This window comes from Emticicia sp. 17c, from assembly GCF_037153985.1.
In the GTDB taxonomy this organism is placed as follows: Bacteria; Bacteroidota; Bacteroidia; order Cytophagales; family Spirosomataceae; genus Emticicia.
In genome coordinates, this window is record NZ_JBBAYI010000014.1 from 1 (window position 1) to 16,809 (window position 16,809).

Annotated in this window: 15 protein-coding genes and 2 tRNA genes; 5 read left to right on the top strand and 12 right to left on the bottom strand. The window is 38.0% G+C overall.

The window, feature by feature from the left end; genetic code table 11:
* Window positions 1-50 precede the first annotated feature (50 nt).
* From WAA15_RS21260 to WAA15_RS21280, 5 genes are all read right to left on the bottom strand, one after another.
* Window positions 51-440, bottom strand: a complete 390-nt coding sequence (locus WAA15_RS21260; protein WP_337044860.1) for an Arm DNA-binding domain-containing protein — start codon at window positions 438-440, stop codon at window positions 51-53.
* Between the two features lie 262 nt (window positions 441-702).
* Window positions 703-776: transfer RNA gene (locus WAA15_RS21265), tRNA-Arg, on the bottom strand.
* A 59-nt stretch (window positions 777-835) separates the two neighbouring features.
* Window positions 836-1,141: an NADH-quinone oxidoreductase subunit NuoK gene (gene nuoK, locus WAA15_RS21270; RefSeq protein ID WP_337044861.1), complete on the bottom strand. Its 306-nt coding sequence runs from the start codon at window positions 1,139-1,141 to the stop codon at window positions 836-838.
* 11 nt (window positions 1,142-1,152) lie between these two features.
* Window positions 1,153-1,710: an NADH-quinone oxidoreductase subunit J family protein gene (locus WAA15_RS21275; protein ID WP_337044862.1), complete on the bottom strand. Its 558-nt coding sequence runs from the start codon at window positions 1,708-1,710 to the stop codon at window positions 1,153-1,155.
* Window positions 1,710-2,981, bottom strand: a complete 1,272-nt coding sequence (locus WAA15_RS21280; RefSeq protein ID WP_337044863.1) for a 4Fe-4S dicluster domain-containing protein — start codon at window positions 2,979-2,981, stop codon at window positions 1,710-1,712. Before WAA15_RS21280 ends, WAA15_RS21275 begins: the two co-directional genes overlap by 1 nt.
* A 196-nt stretch (window positions 2,982-3,177) precedes the next feature.
* On the opposite strand from WAA15_RS21280, the gene WAA15_RS21285 reads away from it, so the two are divergent.
* The gene (locus WAA15_RS21285) at window positions 3,178-4,821 is read left to right on the top strand and encodes an NAD(P)/FAD-dependent oxidoreductase (RefSeq protein WP_337044864.1); all 1,644 of its coding nucleotides are present in this window, start codon (window positions 3,178-3,180) and stop codon (window positions 4,819-4,821) included.
* Window positions 4,822-4,884: 63 nt separating this feature from the next.
* Complete coding sequence (locus WAA15_RS21290) at window positions 4,885-5,514, top strand: NUDIX hydrolase (protein WP_337044865.1); 630 nt, start codon at window positions 4,885-4,887, stop codon at window positions 5,512-5,514.
* 21 nt (window positions 5,515-5,535) lie between these two features.
* Here the strand turns inward: WAA15_RS21290 and WAA15_RS21295 are convergent, their stop codons facing one another.
* The 3 genes from WAA15_RS21295 to WAA15_RS21305 all read right to left on the bottom strand — a co-directional run bounded on the left by WAA15_RS21295 (window position 5,536) and on the right by WAA15_RS21305 (window position 8,720).
* On the bottom strand, window positions 5,536-7,062 hold the full coding sequence (locus tag WAA15_RS21295) for an RtcB family protein (RefSeq protein ID WP_337044866.1): 1,527 nt from the start codon (window positions 7,060-7,062) through the stop codon (window positions 5,536-5,538).
* 48 nt (window positions 7,063-7,110) lie between these two features.
* Complete coding sequence (locus tag WAA15_RS21300; RefSeq protein ID WP_337044867.1) at window positions 7,111-8,205, bottom strand: slipin family protein; 1,095 nt, start codon at window positions 8,203-8,205, stop codon at window positions 7,111-7,113.
* 445 nt (window positions 8,206-8,650) lie between these two features.
* Window positions 8,651-8,720 (bottom strand) — tRNA-Ile (locus WAA15_RS21305).
* A 369-nt stretch (window positions 8,721-9,089) separates the two neighbouring features.
* Here WAA15_RS21305 and WAA15_RS21310 point away from each other — a divergent pair.
* Entirely contained in the window at window positions 9,090-9,251 is a 162-nt protein-coding gene (locus tag WAA15_RS21310; RefSeq protein ID WP_337044868.1) for a hypothetical protein, read from the top strand.
* 512 nt (window positions 9,252-9,763) lie between these two features.
* Here the strand turns inward: WAA15_RS21310 and WAA15_RS21315 are convergent.
* The 4 genes from WAA15_RS21315 to WAA15_RS21330 all read right to left on the bottom strand — a co-directional run bounded on the left by WAA15_RS21315 (window position 9,764) and on the right by WAA15_RS21330 (window position 14,363).
* Entirely contained in the window at window positions 9,764-10,432 is a 669-nt protein-coding gene (locus WAA15_RS21315; protein WP_337044869.1) for a hypothetical protein, read from the bottom strand.
* Window positions 10,433-10,444: 12 nt separating this feature from the next.
* The gene (locus WAA15_RS21320; RefSeq protein ID WP_337044870.1) at window positions 10,445-11,470 is read right to left on the bottom strand and encodes an RNA ligase (ATP); all 1,026 of its coding nucleotides are present in this window, start codon (window positions 11,468-11,470) and stop codon (window positions 10,445-10,447) included.
* Window positions 11,471-11,491: 21 nt separating this feature from the next.
* Window positions 11,492-12,775 (bottom strand): PcfJ domain-containing protein, encoded by a 1,284-nt coding sequence (locus tag WAA15_RS21325; protein WP_337044871.1) that lies wholly within the window; start codon window positions 12,773-12,775, stop codon window positions 11,492-11,494.
* Window positions 12,776-13,688: 913 nt separating this feature from the next.
* Window positions 13,689-14,363: a ClpP family protease gene (locus tag WAA15_RS21330; RefSeq protein WP_337044872.1), complete on the bottom strand. Its 675-nt coding sequence runs from the start codon at window positions 14,361-14,363 to the stop codon at window positions 13,689-13,691.
* A gap of 356 nt (window positions 14,364-14,719) precedes the next feature.
* On the opposite strand from WAA15_RS21330, the gene WAA15_RS21335 reads away from it, so the two are divergent.
* Both WAA15_RS21335 and WAA15_RS21340 read left to right on the top strand, forming a co-directional pair.
* The gene (locus tag WAA15_RS21335; RefSeq protein ID WP_337044873.1) at window positions 14,720-15,112 is read left to right on the top strand and encodes a helix-turn-helix domain-containing protein; all 393 of its coding nucleotides are present in this window, start codon (window positions 14,720-14,722) and stop codon (window positions 15,110-15,112) included.
* A gap of 88 nt (window positions 15,113-15,200) precedes the next feature.
* Window positions 15,201-16,805 (top strand): sensor histidine kinase, encoded by a 1,605-nt coding sequence (locus WAA15_RS21340; RefSeq protein WP_337044874.1) that lies wholly within the window; start codon window positions 15,201-15,203, stop codon window positions 16,803-16,805.
* The last annotated feature ends 4 nt before the right edge of the window (window positions 16,806-16,809 follow it).

Sequence of the window (16,809 nt, forward strand, 5' to 3'; positions counted from 1 at the left end):
GTCTTGGGCAGACCGGATTTTCTATATATCTCATCATTTTAAAGCAATTATCAAGGATGGCCTAGTTTAGTTTGTTTTTCAAAATCTCTGATGTATAAATTATATCCTTCAATTAATTGAAAATGAGAAACTAAAGACTGCTTTAAGAAAATACGTTTAATATTATCTGCTGTAAAAGACTCTCTATTAATTAAGAAACTATTATATATAGCCCAAATAGGTCCAACAAACTCTTCTTGTAATCTAAGGTTTTTTTGTTCAAAAAGAGGGTCTTCATCAGATACTTTTCCATAAGATGCAATCCAATGATTGTAGTTCACCTCAATATGAGTTGAGCCTAAATTAGCTCTTTTCCCATTAACTGTTACTCGACAATAAAGAGAACACATTCCTGCTTGTTTTTGTACTGGAGTTTGTCTCCTCCAAAAAAGGATTTCCATACGTTTTTTTTCATTGAATTATTAATTTGGTTAAACAGAAACCAAATCAACAATTATTTCTAAATAAAAAAATTCAATTTTATTGATTAAGCGGTACCATCTATTTGAGTTATATCAAATAAATGAGACCTTAAGTGAAAGTTACGTGCGACCGAATATGAAATGGAAAACTTAAAAGATTGATAAGTAGATACCTAGAAAATGGAAAACCCCACCTGATTGGGTGGGGTTTTAGTTCAAAACAAGCATATTTTAGCTTTCGTGACCGCGTTAGGATTCAAACCTAAAACCTTCTGATCCGTAGTCAGATGCTCTATTCAGTTGAGCTACGCAGCCATATTCCCGATTTGGGACTGCAAAGGTAGCAACTCGTTTTATATTTGTCAAATACTTTTTTACTTTTTTAATTCATTAACCGATTCAAGGTCAATATTCTTGAAATAATCATATACTTTCAAGATTATAGCCAATGCTATTGTTATTTCTGCGGCGGCTACAACCATTACAAATAACGCAAACATTTGCCCTTGTAAACGGTCAGGGTCATATTGGCTAAAAGCTATAAGGTTCAGATTAACCGCATTCAACATCAATTCTACCCCCATAAGGGTCATAATTGCATTTCGTTTAGTTACTGCTACTGCCAGACCAATCGAAAACAATATGGCAGCAATAATAAGGTAATTCTGAATGTATATCATTTTAGCTTAAATTATATCTTTTCTTTCTTTGCAATGTATGCTGCACCAATTAACGCCGCTAGCAGTAACAAGCCTATTATTTCAAAAGCAAAAACATAGTTGGTCATCAGTTCAACGCCTATTTTTTTTACTGTTGTGCCTTCATGCATATTTTTACCAATAATATGGAAATTGGCTTCAAAAATGACTTTTAAAAATCCAAGAAATAACGCTCCAGCCACCAAAACTACCCAAAACCTGTTATGGTGGCTCACAAGAATTTTATTTAACTGGTCGCTCTTTTGTTGTTCTTTCTTCTTGTTAGTCAGCATTATGCCAAAAATCATTAAGATGAGAATCCCCCCAACGTAAATCATTATCTGACTTACTGCTAGGAAATCGGCCCCAGCAAAAACATATAAGCCTGCTACTCCTAATAATGTTACCAATAAACTATACGCCGCATAAAGTACGTTTCTTGTAAATAATAGGTATAAAGCTCCACCAACGGTAATAAACGCAAATACAAAAAAGGCAATTTGCGTAACAAGTTGGCGGTCAATATTTTTTAATAAATCTTCGATAGACACTATTCTGGTTTTTTAGGTTGAACTTTCATTGTTGGCTTAAATACAGGCTTGGCTTTTGGAGCATCTCCTAAAGGCTTTTCTTCTTCTCCTACTTGTTTCGTTTTTTCTTCAACAGGCTTACTAACAGGCTTAAATACTGGTTTGAATGGGGTCTTAGGCTTTTCCGCCGCTTCTACCTCTGGCTCTTTGGGTTCTTCTGACGCTATATTTTCAACAGGCTTGCTGGCAGGCTTAAATACTGGCTTGAATGAGGTCTTAGGCTTTTCCGCCGCTTCTACCTCTGGCTCTTTGGCTTCTTCTGATGCTGTATTTTCAACAGGTTTGCTGGCAGGCTTAAATACTGGCTTGAATGAGGTCTTAGGCTTTTCCGCCGCTTCTGCCTCTGGCTCTTTGGCTTCTTCTGACGCTATATTTTCAACAGGCTTGCTAACAGACTTAAATACTGGCTTGAATGAGGTCTTAGGTTTTTCCGCCGCTTCTGCCTCTGGCTCTTTGGCTTCTTCTGACGCTGTATTTTCAACAGGCTTGCTGGAAGGCTTCATTACAGGTTTAAAAACCGGCTTCACTCTCTGTGCTTCTTCTGCTGCTTTTTCCTGCTTTGTGTCTTCTTCAATTACAGATGGTTTTACTACTGGCTTGAAGTTAGGTTTAAAGGCAGGTTTAGGCGTTTCAGCTTCTGCTGGCAGCTTGGTTGTAACAGGTTTAGGGGCTGCTTTCAAGGCCTCTTTTTCTGCTACAAATTGTTCGTATAGTTTTCTTTTTTCTTCGGCTTGTGCTGGTGACAAGTTTGAAAAATGGAAATTCATATCTGTAATATCTACCACACTAAAATCATATTCATTGGTCATGGTAAGGCATTCGGTGGGGCAAACGGTCGTACAAAGTCCACAGAAACAGCACTTAGCCATGTCGATGTCAAAGGTAGCAGCATATAAACGAATAGGCGAGCCGTCGGAGGCATAACTTATTATCTCTGATGACTTGATTGGCTCTATATCAATACAATCAACCGGACAAATTTTAGCACATTTATCACATACAATGCAATCATCTATTTCGCAATCCAGTTGATACCGCCCATTATCAGGCACCAGCATCGATTCGTGTGGAAATTGTAAGGTAACAATACCGGTATCTTGCAAAAAATAGTCTGGGTCTTGTACGGAAATAGGTGTTCTACTCTGACGGGCATTCCATAAATGCCGTAATGTCAGACTCATACCTTTCACAGTAGTTTTTATACCTTTTCCGATGTCTTTAAAATATCCCATTTCAATCTTCACTATTAGTGTAAATCCGTATGCAAATATAAACCCAAATTTGCCATTTAATCTTTAAAACCCTAAATTTGAAAAAAAGATTTACTTGGCAAGGCATTATTAAGTAACAAATAAAATCAGTTTGTTTATGTAGCTTGCCATTCAAAGTACTAATATTGTTTAATTAAAGGATAAACACCTTTCTGACATGCGCCGATTATTTACGCTTACACTAGACCCTGAACTTGCTCTTGATGACACCTCCTTACGCCAGTATTTATTACAACAAGTCTCTCTGCCAGCTACTACCGAAAATGTTTTTATCCAGAAACTTCGACAATCTATCGATGCACGTAACAGACAGGTAAAGGTAAATCTTGAAGTAGAATTGTATGTCGGAGAAAAACCGACCCAAGTAATGGAGTTTCAGAAAAACTATCAGGATGTAAGTAAAAAACCACAAGCCATTGTTATTGGGGCTGGTCCGGCAGGCTTATTTGCTGCTTTACGCCTGATAGAACTAGGCATTAAACCCATCGTATTGGAAAGAGGTAAAGATGTTAAAACCCGAAGAAGAGATTTAGCAGCTATCAATAAAGACCATATTGTAAATCCAGACTCAAACTATTGCTTTGGAGAAGGTGGCGCAGGCACCTATTCAGATGGTAAGTTGTATACGCGCTCTAAAAAAAGGGGCGATGTGAGACGAATATTAGAAATACTGGTGGCGCATGGAGCTACGTCTCAGATACTTGTTGATGCACACCCTCATATTGGCACAAACAAATTGCCGAATGTAGTAGCCGACCTCCGCGAGAGCATTTTAAAAGCAGGTGGTGAAGTGCATTTTGAAACAAAAGTAGTTGACTTGACGCTCGTTAAGGAGTCAATAAAAGAAGTAATAACTGCCGATGGACGTTCTTTTTCTGGTATAGGCGTTATTTTAGCAACAGGACATTCGGCCAGAGATATTTTTGAATTGTTACATAAAAAACAGATTTTACTTGAAGCCAAACCTTTTGCAATGGGTGTTAGAGTTGAGCATCCTCAGGCGTTAATTGACCAGCATCAATACCATAGGCAGGAAAGGGGCTTACTTCCGGCTGCTTCATATAGCTTAGTAGCGCAAACTTATTATAAAAATGTACAAAGAGGCGTATTTAGCTTTTGTATGTGCCCAGGAGGTTTTATTGTTCCGGCCGCCACAGATGAAGGCGAATTAGTTGTAAACGGGATGTCGCCTAGCAGACGCGACTCTAAATATGCCAATTCAGGAATTGTTGTAGCTATTAACGAAACAGACTGGCAGAAATACAAGCATCTGGGGCCGCTGGCAGGCTTACAGTTACAAAAAGAAGTAGAACAAAAAGCATTTCAGTATGCTGCCAGAAGCCAGCAATTTGCTAAATTGAAGCAACAAAGACATGAACCAACCAAAGAACCCGACAACGCCTTACCTGATTGCCAGCTAGCGCCATCACAAAAATTACTCGATTTTCTGAATAACAAAATATCTACCTCTCTCAATTCTACGTCCTATCAGCCCGGGCTGGTTTCGTCAGACATGACCGAGGTGCTGCCTGCTATTATTGCACGCCCTTTACAAGATGGCTTTAAGCAGTTCGGAAAAATGATAAAAGGTTACGTAAGCAATGAGGCACAACTGATTGGTATCGAAAGCCGTACGTCTTCGCCTGTGCGTATTCCGAGAGACAAGCAAACACTCGAACATCCGCAGATACACGGGCTTTTTCCTTGCGGCGAAGGAGCTGGTTTTGCTGGTGGAATTGTTTCTGCAGCGATGGACGGAGAAAGATGTGCCGAACAACTTGCCAGCCTTTACGGTGCTTAAATAAAGTTTTTTGCTTATATTGCCAAAAACTATCAATTAACCTACCTTGATTTTCTCAACACCGTGAATTTCGCTGAATTTATCAGTAAGCTAAATCTTCGATTGAATAACGAGCCTTTACCGGGTCACGAAGAAATCGTAAGAAGTATGTCGCCCAATCGAATGCGGCTAAAGGGAGCACCCAATGAAAGTACTCGCCGCAGTGGAGTATTGATTTTATTTTATGCGAAAGGTGAAGAAATTTATCTGCCACTTATTCTACGTCCGCAATATGACGGTGTACATGGCGGACAAATGGCTTTTCCGGGGGGAAGGGCAGAGTTAAAAGACAAAAACATTCAGGCAACTGCGCTCAGAGAAGCACAAGAAGAAATAGGGATAAAGGCATCGGATGCAAAAGTTATAGGAAATCTCACAGAATTATACATTGCTCCGTCTAATTTACTTTGCCAGCCAGTGGTAGGGTATATTAATTATCCGCCTGATTTTTACCCCGACGAACGTGAAGTAGCAGCTATTCTGGAAGTTCCGTTGTCGGATTTTCTGAACCCCGACACCATACAAACCCGCTTGGTAGAAGCGCGAGGCTATAAATTTGAAACTCCCGGCTTTATTATTCAGGAACAGATTGTGTGGGGTGCAACTGCCATTATGATTGCAGAATTGATCGAAATTATCAAGAAAATATCGTAGCTATATAAAAAACGAGAGGTATTAATCCTCCCGTTTTTCTTTTCTGTTTGCATCGGCCATTCGTACGATTTTTGGCGTAAATCTGGCTAAAACATCAATTAAATCGGTTTGTGCGGCAATAACAGTTCCAATGTTTTTGTAAACCATTGGTGCTTCGTCGAGGTCACCCCCTATCAGATGCACATCTTTTTCCTGAAGTACTTTTTTTAAGGAACTCTGGGTAATCGAATTCAAGGCTTTTGTTCGAGACATTACCCGCCCTGCTCCATGTGAAGCTGAATTCAGCGCAGCAGTAGCTCCTCTTCCACGAACAATAAAACCAGGGTCAGCCATTGAACCCGGAATAATACCCAAGTCATTAGGCCCAGCGGGTGTGGCTCCTTTTCGATGAACAATTACTTCAGTTCCATCAGTAAGGGTATCTTTCCATGCAAAATTATGATGGTTTTCTACTCGTTTTATTGGTTGTTCTCCCAGAGCTTTGGCTATCTTATTATGAATTTCATGGTGGTTTGCCGACGCATAATCTCCGGCCAGATTCATGGCAATCCAATACTCCTGCCCTTCTTGCGTATTCATATCTAACCATGCCAGATGCGCCGCTTCTTTGGGCAAACGGGTTATTTGCATGGCCAACTTAGAATAATACTCGGCAACACCCCCACCAAACCCACGTGAACCTGAATGCGATAATAAAGCCAGATATTCACCTTTTGGAATAGCCAGTAAATCGTCGTCGGCCAGCACTTCAATAATACCCCACTCTACAAAATGGTTTCCTGTGCCAGAGCTTCCTAGTTGTCGATAGGCTTTGTCTTTCAAATTACGGATTACTTTTGTGGCTGTCCATTCAACCTTATCCATCACGCTTTCATCAAACTTATGAGCAATTTCACCTCCCATTCCAAACTTTGTATTATCAGTTAACGTTCGTTGCAACAGGTGTGGCTGGCGTTTGAAGAAATCACTTCGGATATCGAAAACAGACAAGCACATCCGGCAGGCAATATCTACCCCCACGGCATAAGGAATAACCGTATTGCTGGTAGTAGCCAATACCCCACCAATAGGCAAACCATAGCCCTGATGGGCGTCAGGCATTAAAGCTCCCGCTACGGAAATAGGCAAACTCAAAGCGGTTTTCATTTGCTTTAAGGCTCCTTCTTCAATGTGTTCCAAGCCATAAATCTGATAAGGTAAATCATTATCTGTAAGTTCAAATACTGCTTTAGTCTGGCTAGCCTTTTGGTCTAATACATAGGCTGGTGGTTCGGGTGGTAAAAAGACCTTACCTGCCTCTGTCAGCATTACTTTTTTGTTTTGTTTTTCTAGCTCAAAAAGGTCTTTGGCCAGATTGTTTACTTTGTTTTTTGAATAGGCATACTTCTTAGGGTTAAGTAGCATCTGAGCAAATAAGCCTAATGCTTTCTCTTGAGAGTACCCGGCTTTTTGAATTAAACCGTTAGCTATTCGGAGGAAATTCCCTTGAAGGTTCTCAGGAATATCGCCTAATATCAATATTTCTTCTAATGAAATTGTAGTTTCCATCTGATTATACTTTGTGGCAGGGGTAATTAGTTTCTCCCCTGCCCTATTTTAGTTTTTTATAAAAATTTGCTTCAACTGGTCGAGAATCTGACCATTACCCGAAACCGTAATGTTATTGATTTTATCTGCGATTTTTTCCACATACTCCATTTCTTTCAATTTCCATAAGGTTTCGTTTTCTTCCATCAGTCTGGCAGTGTTTAGTAAGCTACGCATTGAGGCAGTTTCTTCTCTACGCATAATTATATTGGCTTGTGCTTTTTTCTCGGCTATCAGCACCTGATTCATGATGTCTTTCATGTCACCAGGTAAGATTACATCCCGAATACCACACGTTTTAATTTCGATACCTAAATTTGCCAGCTTGTCGGCAATATTTTTCAGTATCAAGTTGGCAATACTATCTTTTTTATCTAATAGCTCGTCTAGCGTTAAGCCACCAATATATTCTCTTAAAGCCAATTGCAACAAAACATAGAGTTGTTTTTCATAATCTTTGTTTTCAAAGATGGCTTTTACAATGTCTATAATATTGTATTGAACAAAAGCATTGAGACGCAAAGTTGCTTTATCTTTAGTCAGAATTTCTTGTCCTGATATCTCCATTTGTAATTGTCTCATATCGGCTTTAAGCACATCAATACGAATACTATTTTTCCACCAGTAGTAAGTACCCCCTTCAAGTACACCTACCATTTTTCCGTCTACAACCAATACTCCTTTTTCATACGCTTCAACGGTATAGCTTCTGACATAAGGCAATAATATTGAGGCAATTAACTGAGTACTAAGATTCTCTGTGATTTCAATTTTATTTAAATCAACACGTGTGTAGGTATAATTTCTCATTCCTTTCCAGAATGCGTGTTTACCAGCACTCAGTATAGTGTTGAAACGATTGTCGTCAAACTGAATCATCAATTCATTGTCTTTTACCTCTATTACATCCAGTGCCTCGGCTATTTCGGCGTGTTGCAAAAGAATGTTGAGGTCAATCGGAGGATAAAAAGCTACTCCTTTATCATAGCCAAATACTTTTTCATTTCCCCAAAACCAGTAAGACCCTTCTCCTAATAATTGCTCGAAAGCATCATTTTTTATGACCAATGCTATTCTATTAGCATTTACTTTTATATGTTGCATAGTTTTAAAAATTACATTTTAAAAATCAGTCTTACGTTATCCGATTCTTTGAAACGGAAATCAGATTAAGATAAACTTTAATTATTGGTTCAATAACAGTTGGTTATTGAGTTAAAGTATGATAACCCGTAGGTACAGACTTTATACTTTATAACTATATGCTGAGAAGCAATTATTTTTGTTTATCGGTATCCTCTTCTTTACAAGTCTGGACAGAACTGTGTTCTCGTTTTTACGAAACACCCGCATAGTTTCAGACTGATTTGATTTAAAAATTCAGAATAATTGGATTGAAAGTCCATTTTCCAACTTAGAGCTGTCAGCGAAGTGTTAGCCAAGCTACAGCGGTGTATAAAAATATGATTGTCAGCATATTGGCAGCTACTGCTCCAATACTATGGGGCTATACCGAAACCCTCATCAGGTACAATTGATATTTTTATAGTAGAATATACAGGAATCGAACCTGTAACTACTGCCAATCGGGCAGCATGATACCATTTCACTAATATTCCTCTGAAAATTCCGAGGTCTGAAAACCAGACCCGGAAAGTAATTCTAACCCTAAATCTCAATTTTAAAAATCCAGTCGCTATCTGATTTAACAATAGCCACCCTACACCCACCTTAACAGGTATATATGCATGCAAATTGTGTATAAATAGTATATCGGATAAGGGTTTGAACCTTAATCGCCAGATTCTGGCATCTTACCAATTAGAACACCCGACTACGTAATCACAGCATTGACGAAATAAAACATTTAACCTGCTCAAATGAATACTGAGGCCAACAATTGCCAAGTAACTTTTTTAAGTATCCCCACTTTCCGATACAGGTGTTAGTCACAGCCTTACTACCTGTACGGACAATTACTTAAAGCAATGAACAAACCTCTACAAGCCTACCAGTCAATTCTGGTTAATCTTCAGCAGGATTATCGCTTGTATGTTTACATTTTACTGGTATTTGCTCCTGACAATGCCAATTTCGGTTGCGATATGAGATTCGAACTCATCTTAATGACTCCACAAATCATGGTGTAAACCACTACACTAATCGCAACATATTGAAAATAAGCCAAATACAAGCATTTTCAAAAGGGCTGCACCAACTGCTTTCGGGTTAACAGCCCACGTCTCATAAACTCAGGTTCGTTACCTTCATGCTATGCTTGTCTATTTTAATTTATATGCCAGTATGCTTGGCAGGTATCTTGTTTTTTCTGGTATTCACTAGTCATTTATTGTAATCAGATAACGTATTATTAATTTGATAGTGCAAAGTTTTTCATTCAGTACGCAGTCTTTTTGCGTAGTGAATAATATTTCTGTCAGATATTTGCAAAAATCTGATAATCAATCATTTGCAAACAAAAATAATTTTAAACCCCTTAAGACTTTGTTAATACCAATTCATTTTTGCTGAAGCTATCCCGTTTTTTCAAACAGGAATCTTGGCAGGCAATGCTTCATACTGTTTTTTTATTTGCATGGGGCAGGAATATCAAGCAAATCCTGCCAGTTCCATGCGCATTTGTGTCGATTCAATATGATTGTTATATAAAAAATGGAGTAAAACCTCCTTGTGTACAACCCGGCACAGGTATCAGGTTATCGCCTTTCACATCGCAGCCCTCAAGCTGACTAAGCGACTGATGCCATGTTTTGTTATATTGCTTGTCGATTTTTGCCAGTTCAACCAATAAATGAAAACCTCCTCGTGTTTTTAACATGGTCAGGCAATCTTCATTAATATGTTGCTTAATTCTGGCTAAAGTGCCAGTCAGGTCTACTTTATCAAAATCGAGGTCAAAGTATATTTTCCGGCTACACGCTTTCTGTATCTCAGACAGTACCTCCTGATGTGGGTTGTATCCGTTATATTCTCTGGTAATAAGCTCGGCAAATCGTATGAGCGCATTTTTACTAGCCCGCTCCATATCACGCGGATTCAGGCTGATATACAAAGCCAGTGCTTCTTGCGGAATACCTACACCTTTGTATTTATACGTACCCAACTCACATTCCAGTTGTTTAACTTTATCATAAATAAACTCTTTACTCGAAGTAAAACGTTTTACCTGTGCTTTGTCGCTCCCGACAGCCTCATGATATTTACTTCGTGCCAGTAATGAAACATAGTAGGTTTCGTTTGGTTTAAGGGCTGGCAGCCACTCAATAAAATTACGAAAAAGAGTTTCGTCTCTGATAATCTGATAATTCATTACAGTATAATTTTACTCATTATATTTTAACAAAAACTCAGGGTTAATAACCTTGAATGAGACACGACCATGCCCGCCCAAATCCTTAAGAAGATACTTATCCAACTTATCTTCTAATAGCCTGATAACGATACCCTCAGCCCAGATTTCAGGCCGGATGCTTGATTTAATTTTTGACATCTCTACCAGTTCAGTAATGCTTTCGGTCAAAATAAAATTATCGTTCAAAATAGGTACTATTGGTAAATCTAATTGCTTCATTAGCTTTACAAAGTCGGCGTAAGGAACATATTCACGGGTATCTATCTTAAATATATTAAAAAAGAATACAGTATTGCCTTTCAACCTCATTTTATTGTATTGCACTCCCTCTCCTACTAATTCCCCCTGAAAAGCATAATTACCATTTAGTGACCTTAGTTTTTCTTCAATATTTAATTTTTTTGCTACCTGCCAGAAAGTATTTTCTTCACTCTCATCAAGTTCAAAATTACGTGAACATACTCCAAAAATCCCATCTTTTATGTAATAAGTGGCCGAACTTCCATCGAGTTTTTCGGCAATGTAACAAGGCTGCCCTTTATATTTCGACAAAACGTTTTGCAGAATCTGCACCCTTGTTTCGTCAGTTTTTGGTATAAATGAAGGACCCCCCCCTTTCAAATCACCACCTAGTCTGGCCGAACCAGGGCCAAAAGGCGGTTCATATTTGGTAATACCTAGTGCTTCTGTACAGTCGGCTCCTTCTTCAATTTCAAAGTTTGCGGGAAGAAAACTGAGTGGAAAACAAATTCCTTGTGAAATCTGCCCACGAAGCCGGATAGTTTTAATACGAAAACCTTTTGATTTCAAAAATTCAAATTCTGGTTTATCTGGCAGCAAACTATCTACTTCACAATAGATACAGTAATCGCCTACTTCAAATTCGCCTTTTTTAATTACTAGTTCCCAGCCTAGTACTTTAGCTTTCAAGATATTATCGGCACCCTCAATGGCTTCTAATCCGGTAATTTTCTGAATGCTTGCTAATTTTCTCATTGTTTTATTTTGTTTAGCAGTTTATAAATAGTCACAAATAGTAAATTCATGTATTTTGGCCCATTGGGTCAAGAGTTCTGTGGCTTTTGAATTTATAGGCCCGTTAAAACGTGCCTTCGCCTGCACAATACTTTTGCTGCTAAGCTCAATATCTATTGTTGCCATGCGTTCTACCTCAGAACCAAATTGATATTTTCTTAAAGAAACAATGCTTGACTTACCTTTTACACAATGGCGCGTATAGGTAGCCACACAATTATTCATTTTCATACCTTCTGCTACCAGTTCTTTGTCTGATAGCAACTCAATCATTTTATAGTGTACTTCGTTTTCTTCGGCAATTTCGAAAGGTTGAAAAAAAGCTGGCTTCCAAACAGATTCTTCTTTTGAAAGCTGTGATTTTTTAATGGCCTCATGCCAACGCATACTTTCACGGTTCAATGAAGTAAACGTACGCCCCTTCAAAGAATAGGCAGGGTTTTGCGTTAGTTCAAAGCGTACATAGTCTATCAATTCATGAATAACTTTAGACGCTGTTATTTTTCCGGCAATCAGAATCCTGATAAACTTTTCCCAGAAAATCTCATCACGTGTAGCTTTTTTACCTAACCACGAGTAAGCTAAATGATAAGCCAGAGGTTCATCACCGCCTAAACTTATGACCTGTGCGTATCTGAAAGCCTCAAAAACCCTGAAACCCACAAGGCTTTGCATAAATTCAACTTTCATTTTATGGCTCAGTGGTATTTCTGAACGAATAGCCCTGATACTGCCTCCTTGTGCTAAAGCGATAAAATCACCGACAAAGAAATAATCTTCCTTATTAAAAAATATGTAATTCAGAAATGGAGGAAAACTGTATTTGGCAAATAAGTAGGTCACCAGTTCATTAAATTTCTGATGCTCACTTTTTAGTTTAGGTTTCCATTCTTCAATTGGCCTGAGCCAGTAACGTTTATACCTGATTATTTCGAGCAACGCCCTTACGAAATATTTTTCTCTGAACCACTTCGGGCATTTTTTCTCAAGTATTTTTACTGTTATTACTAATTCGACCATCCAGCTATTAAAACCTTTTTCAGATGGTCGGCTTATGTCATTTTGAACAAAATCGCTAAAAAAAATAAATCTGGCGTTTTTATGATACCCACTTACTATTTTTTTTTCGAGTACATGGCCAATTACTTTTAAAAAACTTTTGTTTAGTTTGTTATGTTGCAATAAAACCTCTTGTAACAGTTTGTCGGTTTCTTGTTTTTGTTGTAATAGTTTCTGGCGTATAAATTTTGATAGATGCTTGCCCATAATTGTTTCTGTTAAAAATCCTGAAATCAATCGGGCAAAAACAAAAGCCCGACCTCGTTTGTGGCTGAGGTCGGGCTTTATGCTAATTATTCTGATACGAATAAGTTATGTGCATAAATACTTGTACCTCAGCCTTTCTCCACCTTTTTCCCCCGTAGTCCGGTTTATAAATGCTCTACCGACTGCGTTATCAATCGTGCATAATGAAGCCACATCGAATCTTTCTGGATTCAGGTGTATGTTTTGATGGCGATATGTGATTTTGATAAGCATTGAAAATTTATATTCTAAAAATTTTGTTCTAAATATGACAACTAGTTCTGGTATGGCATAAAAAAGCCCGACTTTCGATGAATGCCGGGCTTTGTATATTTCTGTGTATTGCTTCTACCTGAAAATACTAAAAACCCAACAAGAACCAACATAAGCCCCAATCGCTGTTATGTGTGTTGGCAGTAATATGTCTCTTCTAAATGCTTGCATATTTGTTCTTGTTTTTTGCGATGCAAAGATAGCGCATTTTGTTTTCTTATTTCCAAATATTTTTTAATATTTTTTTAAAAAAATTTTCAACCCATTGATTATAAGCACTTTGCATACATAAAAAACTTAAAATATTCTTAAAAAATGGTTTAAGTATATTTTGCAGTCAAAAAATAGCATCCGGCTTATACATACCAGATAGCCTTTAAATTGCCTCTTTATAAAAATTATCTTGTCTTTAAATTAGTGACTTTTATAATATTTTTTCACCATTATTTTAGCGTTTTTAAATCACAAGACCACTATCCATAAATTGTACTTTTCAAAGAAACTCTTTTTCCTGAAAATCAATTTGTATAAACATAAAAAAGGGCTTCTATATACTTTTTACAGTATACAGAAGCCCCTTGTTTTATGGCACTTTAATCAATTATTTTTCACGTTGCAAAACTTCGTCAATCAAGCCATATTGCTTTGCTTCCTCGGCTTTCATCCAATAGTCACGGTCCGAATCTGCCTCAATTTGCTCTAAAGTTTTACCGGTATGGTTAGCAAGAATTTCATATAACTCTTTACGAAGTTTGATGATTTCTTTCACTGTGATTTCCATATCGCGTGACTGCCCCTGCGCACCGCCACTTGGCTGGTGAATCATGATACGGGCATGAGGTAAAGCAGAACGTTTACCCGCTGCACCACCCGCCAACAATACTGCTCCCATAGAAGCCGCCAGCGAAGTACAGATAGTGGCTACGTCGGGGCGTACGTGCTGCATGGTATCGTACATACCTAAACCAGCATATACCGACCCACCCGGGCTATTAATATACATTAATACATCTTTTTTGGCATCAACCGACTCCAAGAAAAGTAACTGTGCCACTACAACGTTTGCCACGTAGTCGTCAACACCAGTACCTAAAAAGATAATTCTGTCCATAATCAGACGTGAGAACACATCAATAGCTGCAAAACGCATAGGGCGTTCTTCAATGATGTTCGGGGTCATGTTCTGGACATTGTATTTCATATAATCATCGAGTGCTAAACCACTCATACCGTGATGATGCACGGCATACTTACGGAATTCTTCTCCAAAATGCATAGTTACAATCTGCTATTAATTATCTAACATATTTAATACTTCAACAAGAAAAAACTCTTTGAAGTTCGATATACAAAACCTGTATCAGAACTTTCTATAATTTCGTTTTGTTCGATACAAAGATGTCATTTCTTTCAGTAAATTGTAGTCGGAATTTCAGATTTTTTCTCAGAAAAACTGATTTTATCCTTTAAACGCTTTACTAAACACTGGTGACACCGATTGGCTCGTTAATGAATGAGTACCTGATTTTAAACAGATTAGCCCTGAAAAGTTTATATAAAGGCTAAGATACTATTATATTTTTCCAAGATACACCTATTTAAATAATTTAAATTTTGCCGGAGGTTTAAGCTATGAATACTGGAGAAAAAATTCGTCAATTGCGTCTGCAAAAAGGCTATTCGCAAGAAAACATGGCCGATATGCTTGGTATCTCAACCACTGCCTATGGTGATATTGAGCGGAACAAAACCGAACTTACGCTTACACGTGCTACCGAAATAGCCAATGTATTGGAAGCAAATATGCTTGATTTGCTCGGAATAGCATTGCCTCCGCAGGATTTTACGCTTGAAAAACTTCAGCTTGAAAATGAAAAACTTAAAGCCGACGTTGAAAAATGGCAACTGGCAGCCCATTACTGGCGTGAAAAATTTGACCAGCAACGTTTGTTGGGCGAAATACTCCGGCTTAATCCACAAACACAGCCTCAACCGCAGGAAGACAGAAAAAAAATAGGCTTCTGAATTCGTCACATTTTCGGGCAGTTTCGTAACATTCTCCAATCAGGCATCGGATACAACCATAGCTTTGTCGAAAAATCACGCAAAAGCTATGTATTCATTTCAAAAGTTCAGACGCTACGAATTCTGGTTTATTACGCTGTCGGTAGCCATTTATATCACAAGAAGATTATTTCAGATAGCTACTGAGTTCGATACGGATGTCGAACTAGCCGAAAATGCCATAAAATATGCTCCGGCCGATGTTACACGTGTAAGCATTCATACACTCTGGAAAGGGCTAGCTTCTTACAATCATGAATTAAACACCATATTTCCTATTATTGGCGGGGGTATACTTCTATTAATGGCTTGGTATACTTTCCATTATATGGCCATACCCAGATGGAAAGCCAAAGGCAAAGAACAGCAACTTTTTATTTTGTATCTGTTTCTGACTGTGCTGTTTGCCTTTAGCGGCGTTTTTATTTACGAGTATTTTAAACTCTACTGGCGTTTTAAACATGATAGCCATGACCAGATTATTGGCTTTAAGGTTTATTCGCTCTTTCGTAAATCACATCTGCTAAGTAATACCATGTCTGTCCTCACCTTTTTAGGGCTGTACGAAGTAGTTACACAGGGTTATTACTACATTAAAGGTAAATTATACGAAGAAACCGAAAAAAACTATCAGTATCTTGATTACGTTCTGGTAACTTTTATAGCTATATCAATACTTATTTTTGCTTTACTTGGAGAGTTACCTGTCAGTTTATGGAATGGCTCGTTAAGAGATATTGTATTGATTGTTCTTTCTGTTGGTACTGTTTATATCGGTCAGAAGGTTTTTACAGAACGTGTAATGCCTTATATGTCCGACTTCCGTTCTAAGGATTTCTCGGTAGGTATTACTATTTTTCTGGCTGTTTGTGGTATTGGAGGTTTTGGTTTTTATGTTGTAAGAATGATTTTCTGGGCTTCGTATGCCCGCCTCCGTCTCGACTTCCGTATAGAAGAATTCCTTTTAATTTTTATGCTTCTGGCTTTTGCTTCGGCTATTGTAGGTTTTTTAAAGAACACCTTCTTCAAGGAAAAAACACAGCTACGCAAACTCTTTAACCAGAAAACCGCCGAGTTATCGATGCTCAGGTCACAGATAAACCCCCATTTTCTGTTCAATGCACTTAATACACTTTATGCGGTGTCGCTGAAAGAAAATGCAGAAAAAACGGCCGATGGTATTCAGAAACTAGGCGACATGATGCGCTTTATGCTTAACGAAAACAATCAGGACCGTATTCCTTTAAGTAAAGAGATTGAATACTTACAGAATTATATTGAAATACAACAGATGCGCATTGCGGAGTCGGACAACATAGAAATAAAAGTAAACATACAACCCACCGACCGACAAATATTTATTGCCCCTATGCTACTGAATCCATTCATCGAAAATGCTTTTAAGCATGGTATTAGTTTCAGGCATCCTTCATGGATATATATTACCCTGACTTCCGACGATACCCGCTTGTATTTCAAAGTTCATAACTCTTTTTACAGCAAGTCAGAAACAGACCCCGAAAAAGATAACAATGGTATCGGTCTTGAAAACGTCAAAAAAAGGCTAGACCTGATTTATAAAAATCGATATACGCTCGATATTCAACAAAGTGAACAAGATTTCTTTGTCTCGCTTACGGTTACTTATTGGTAAAACA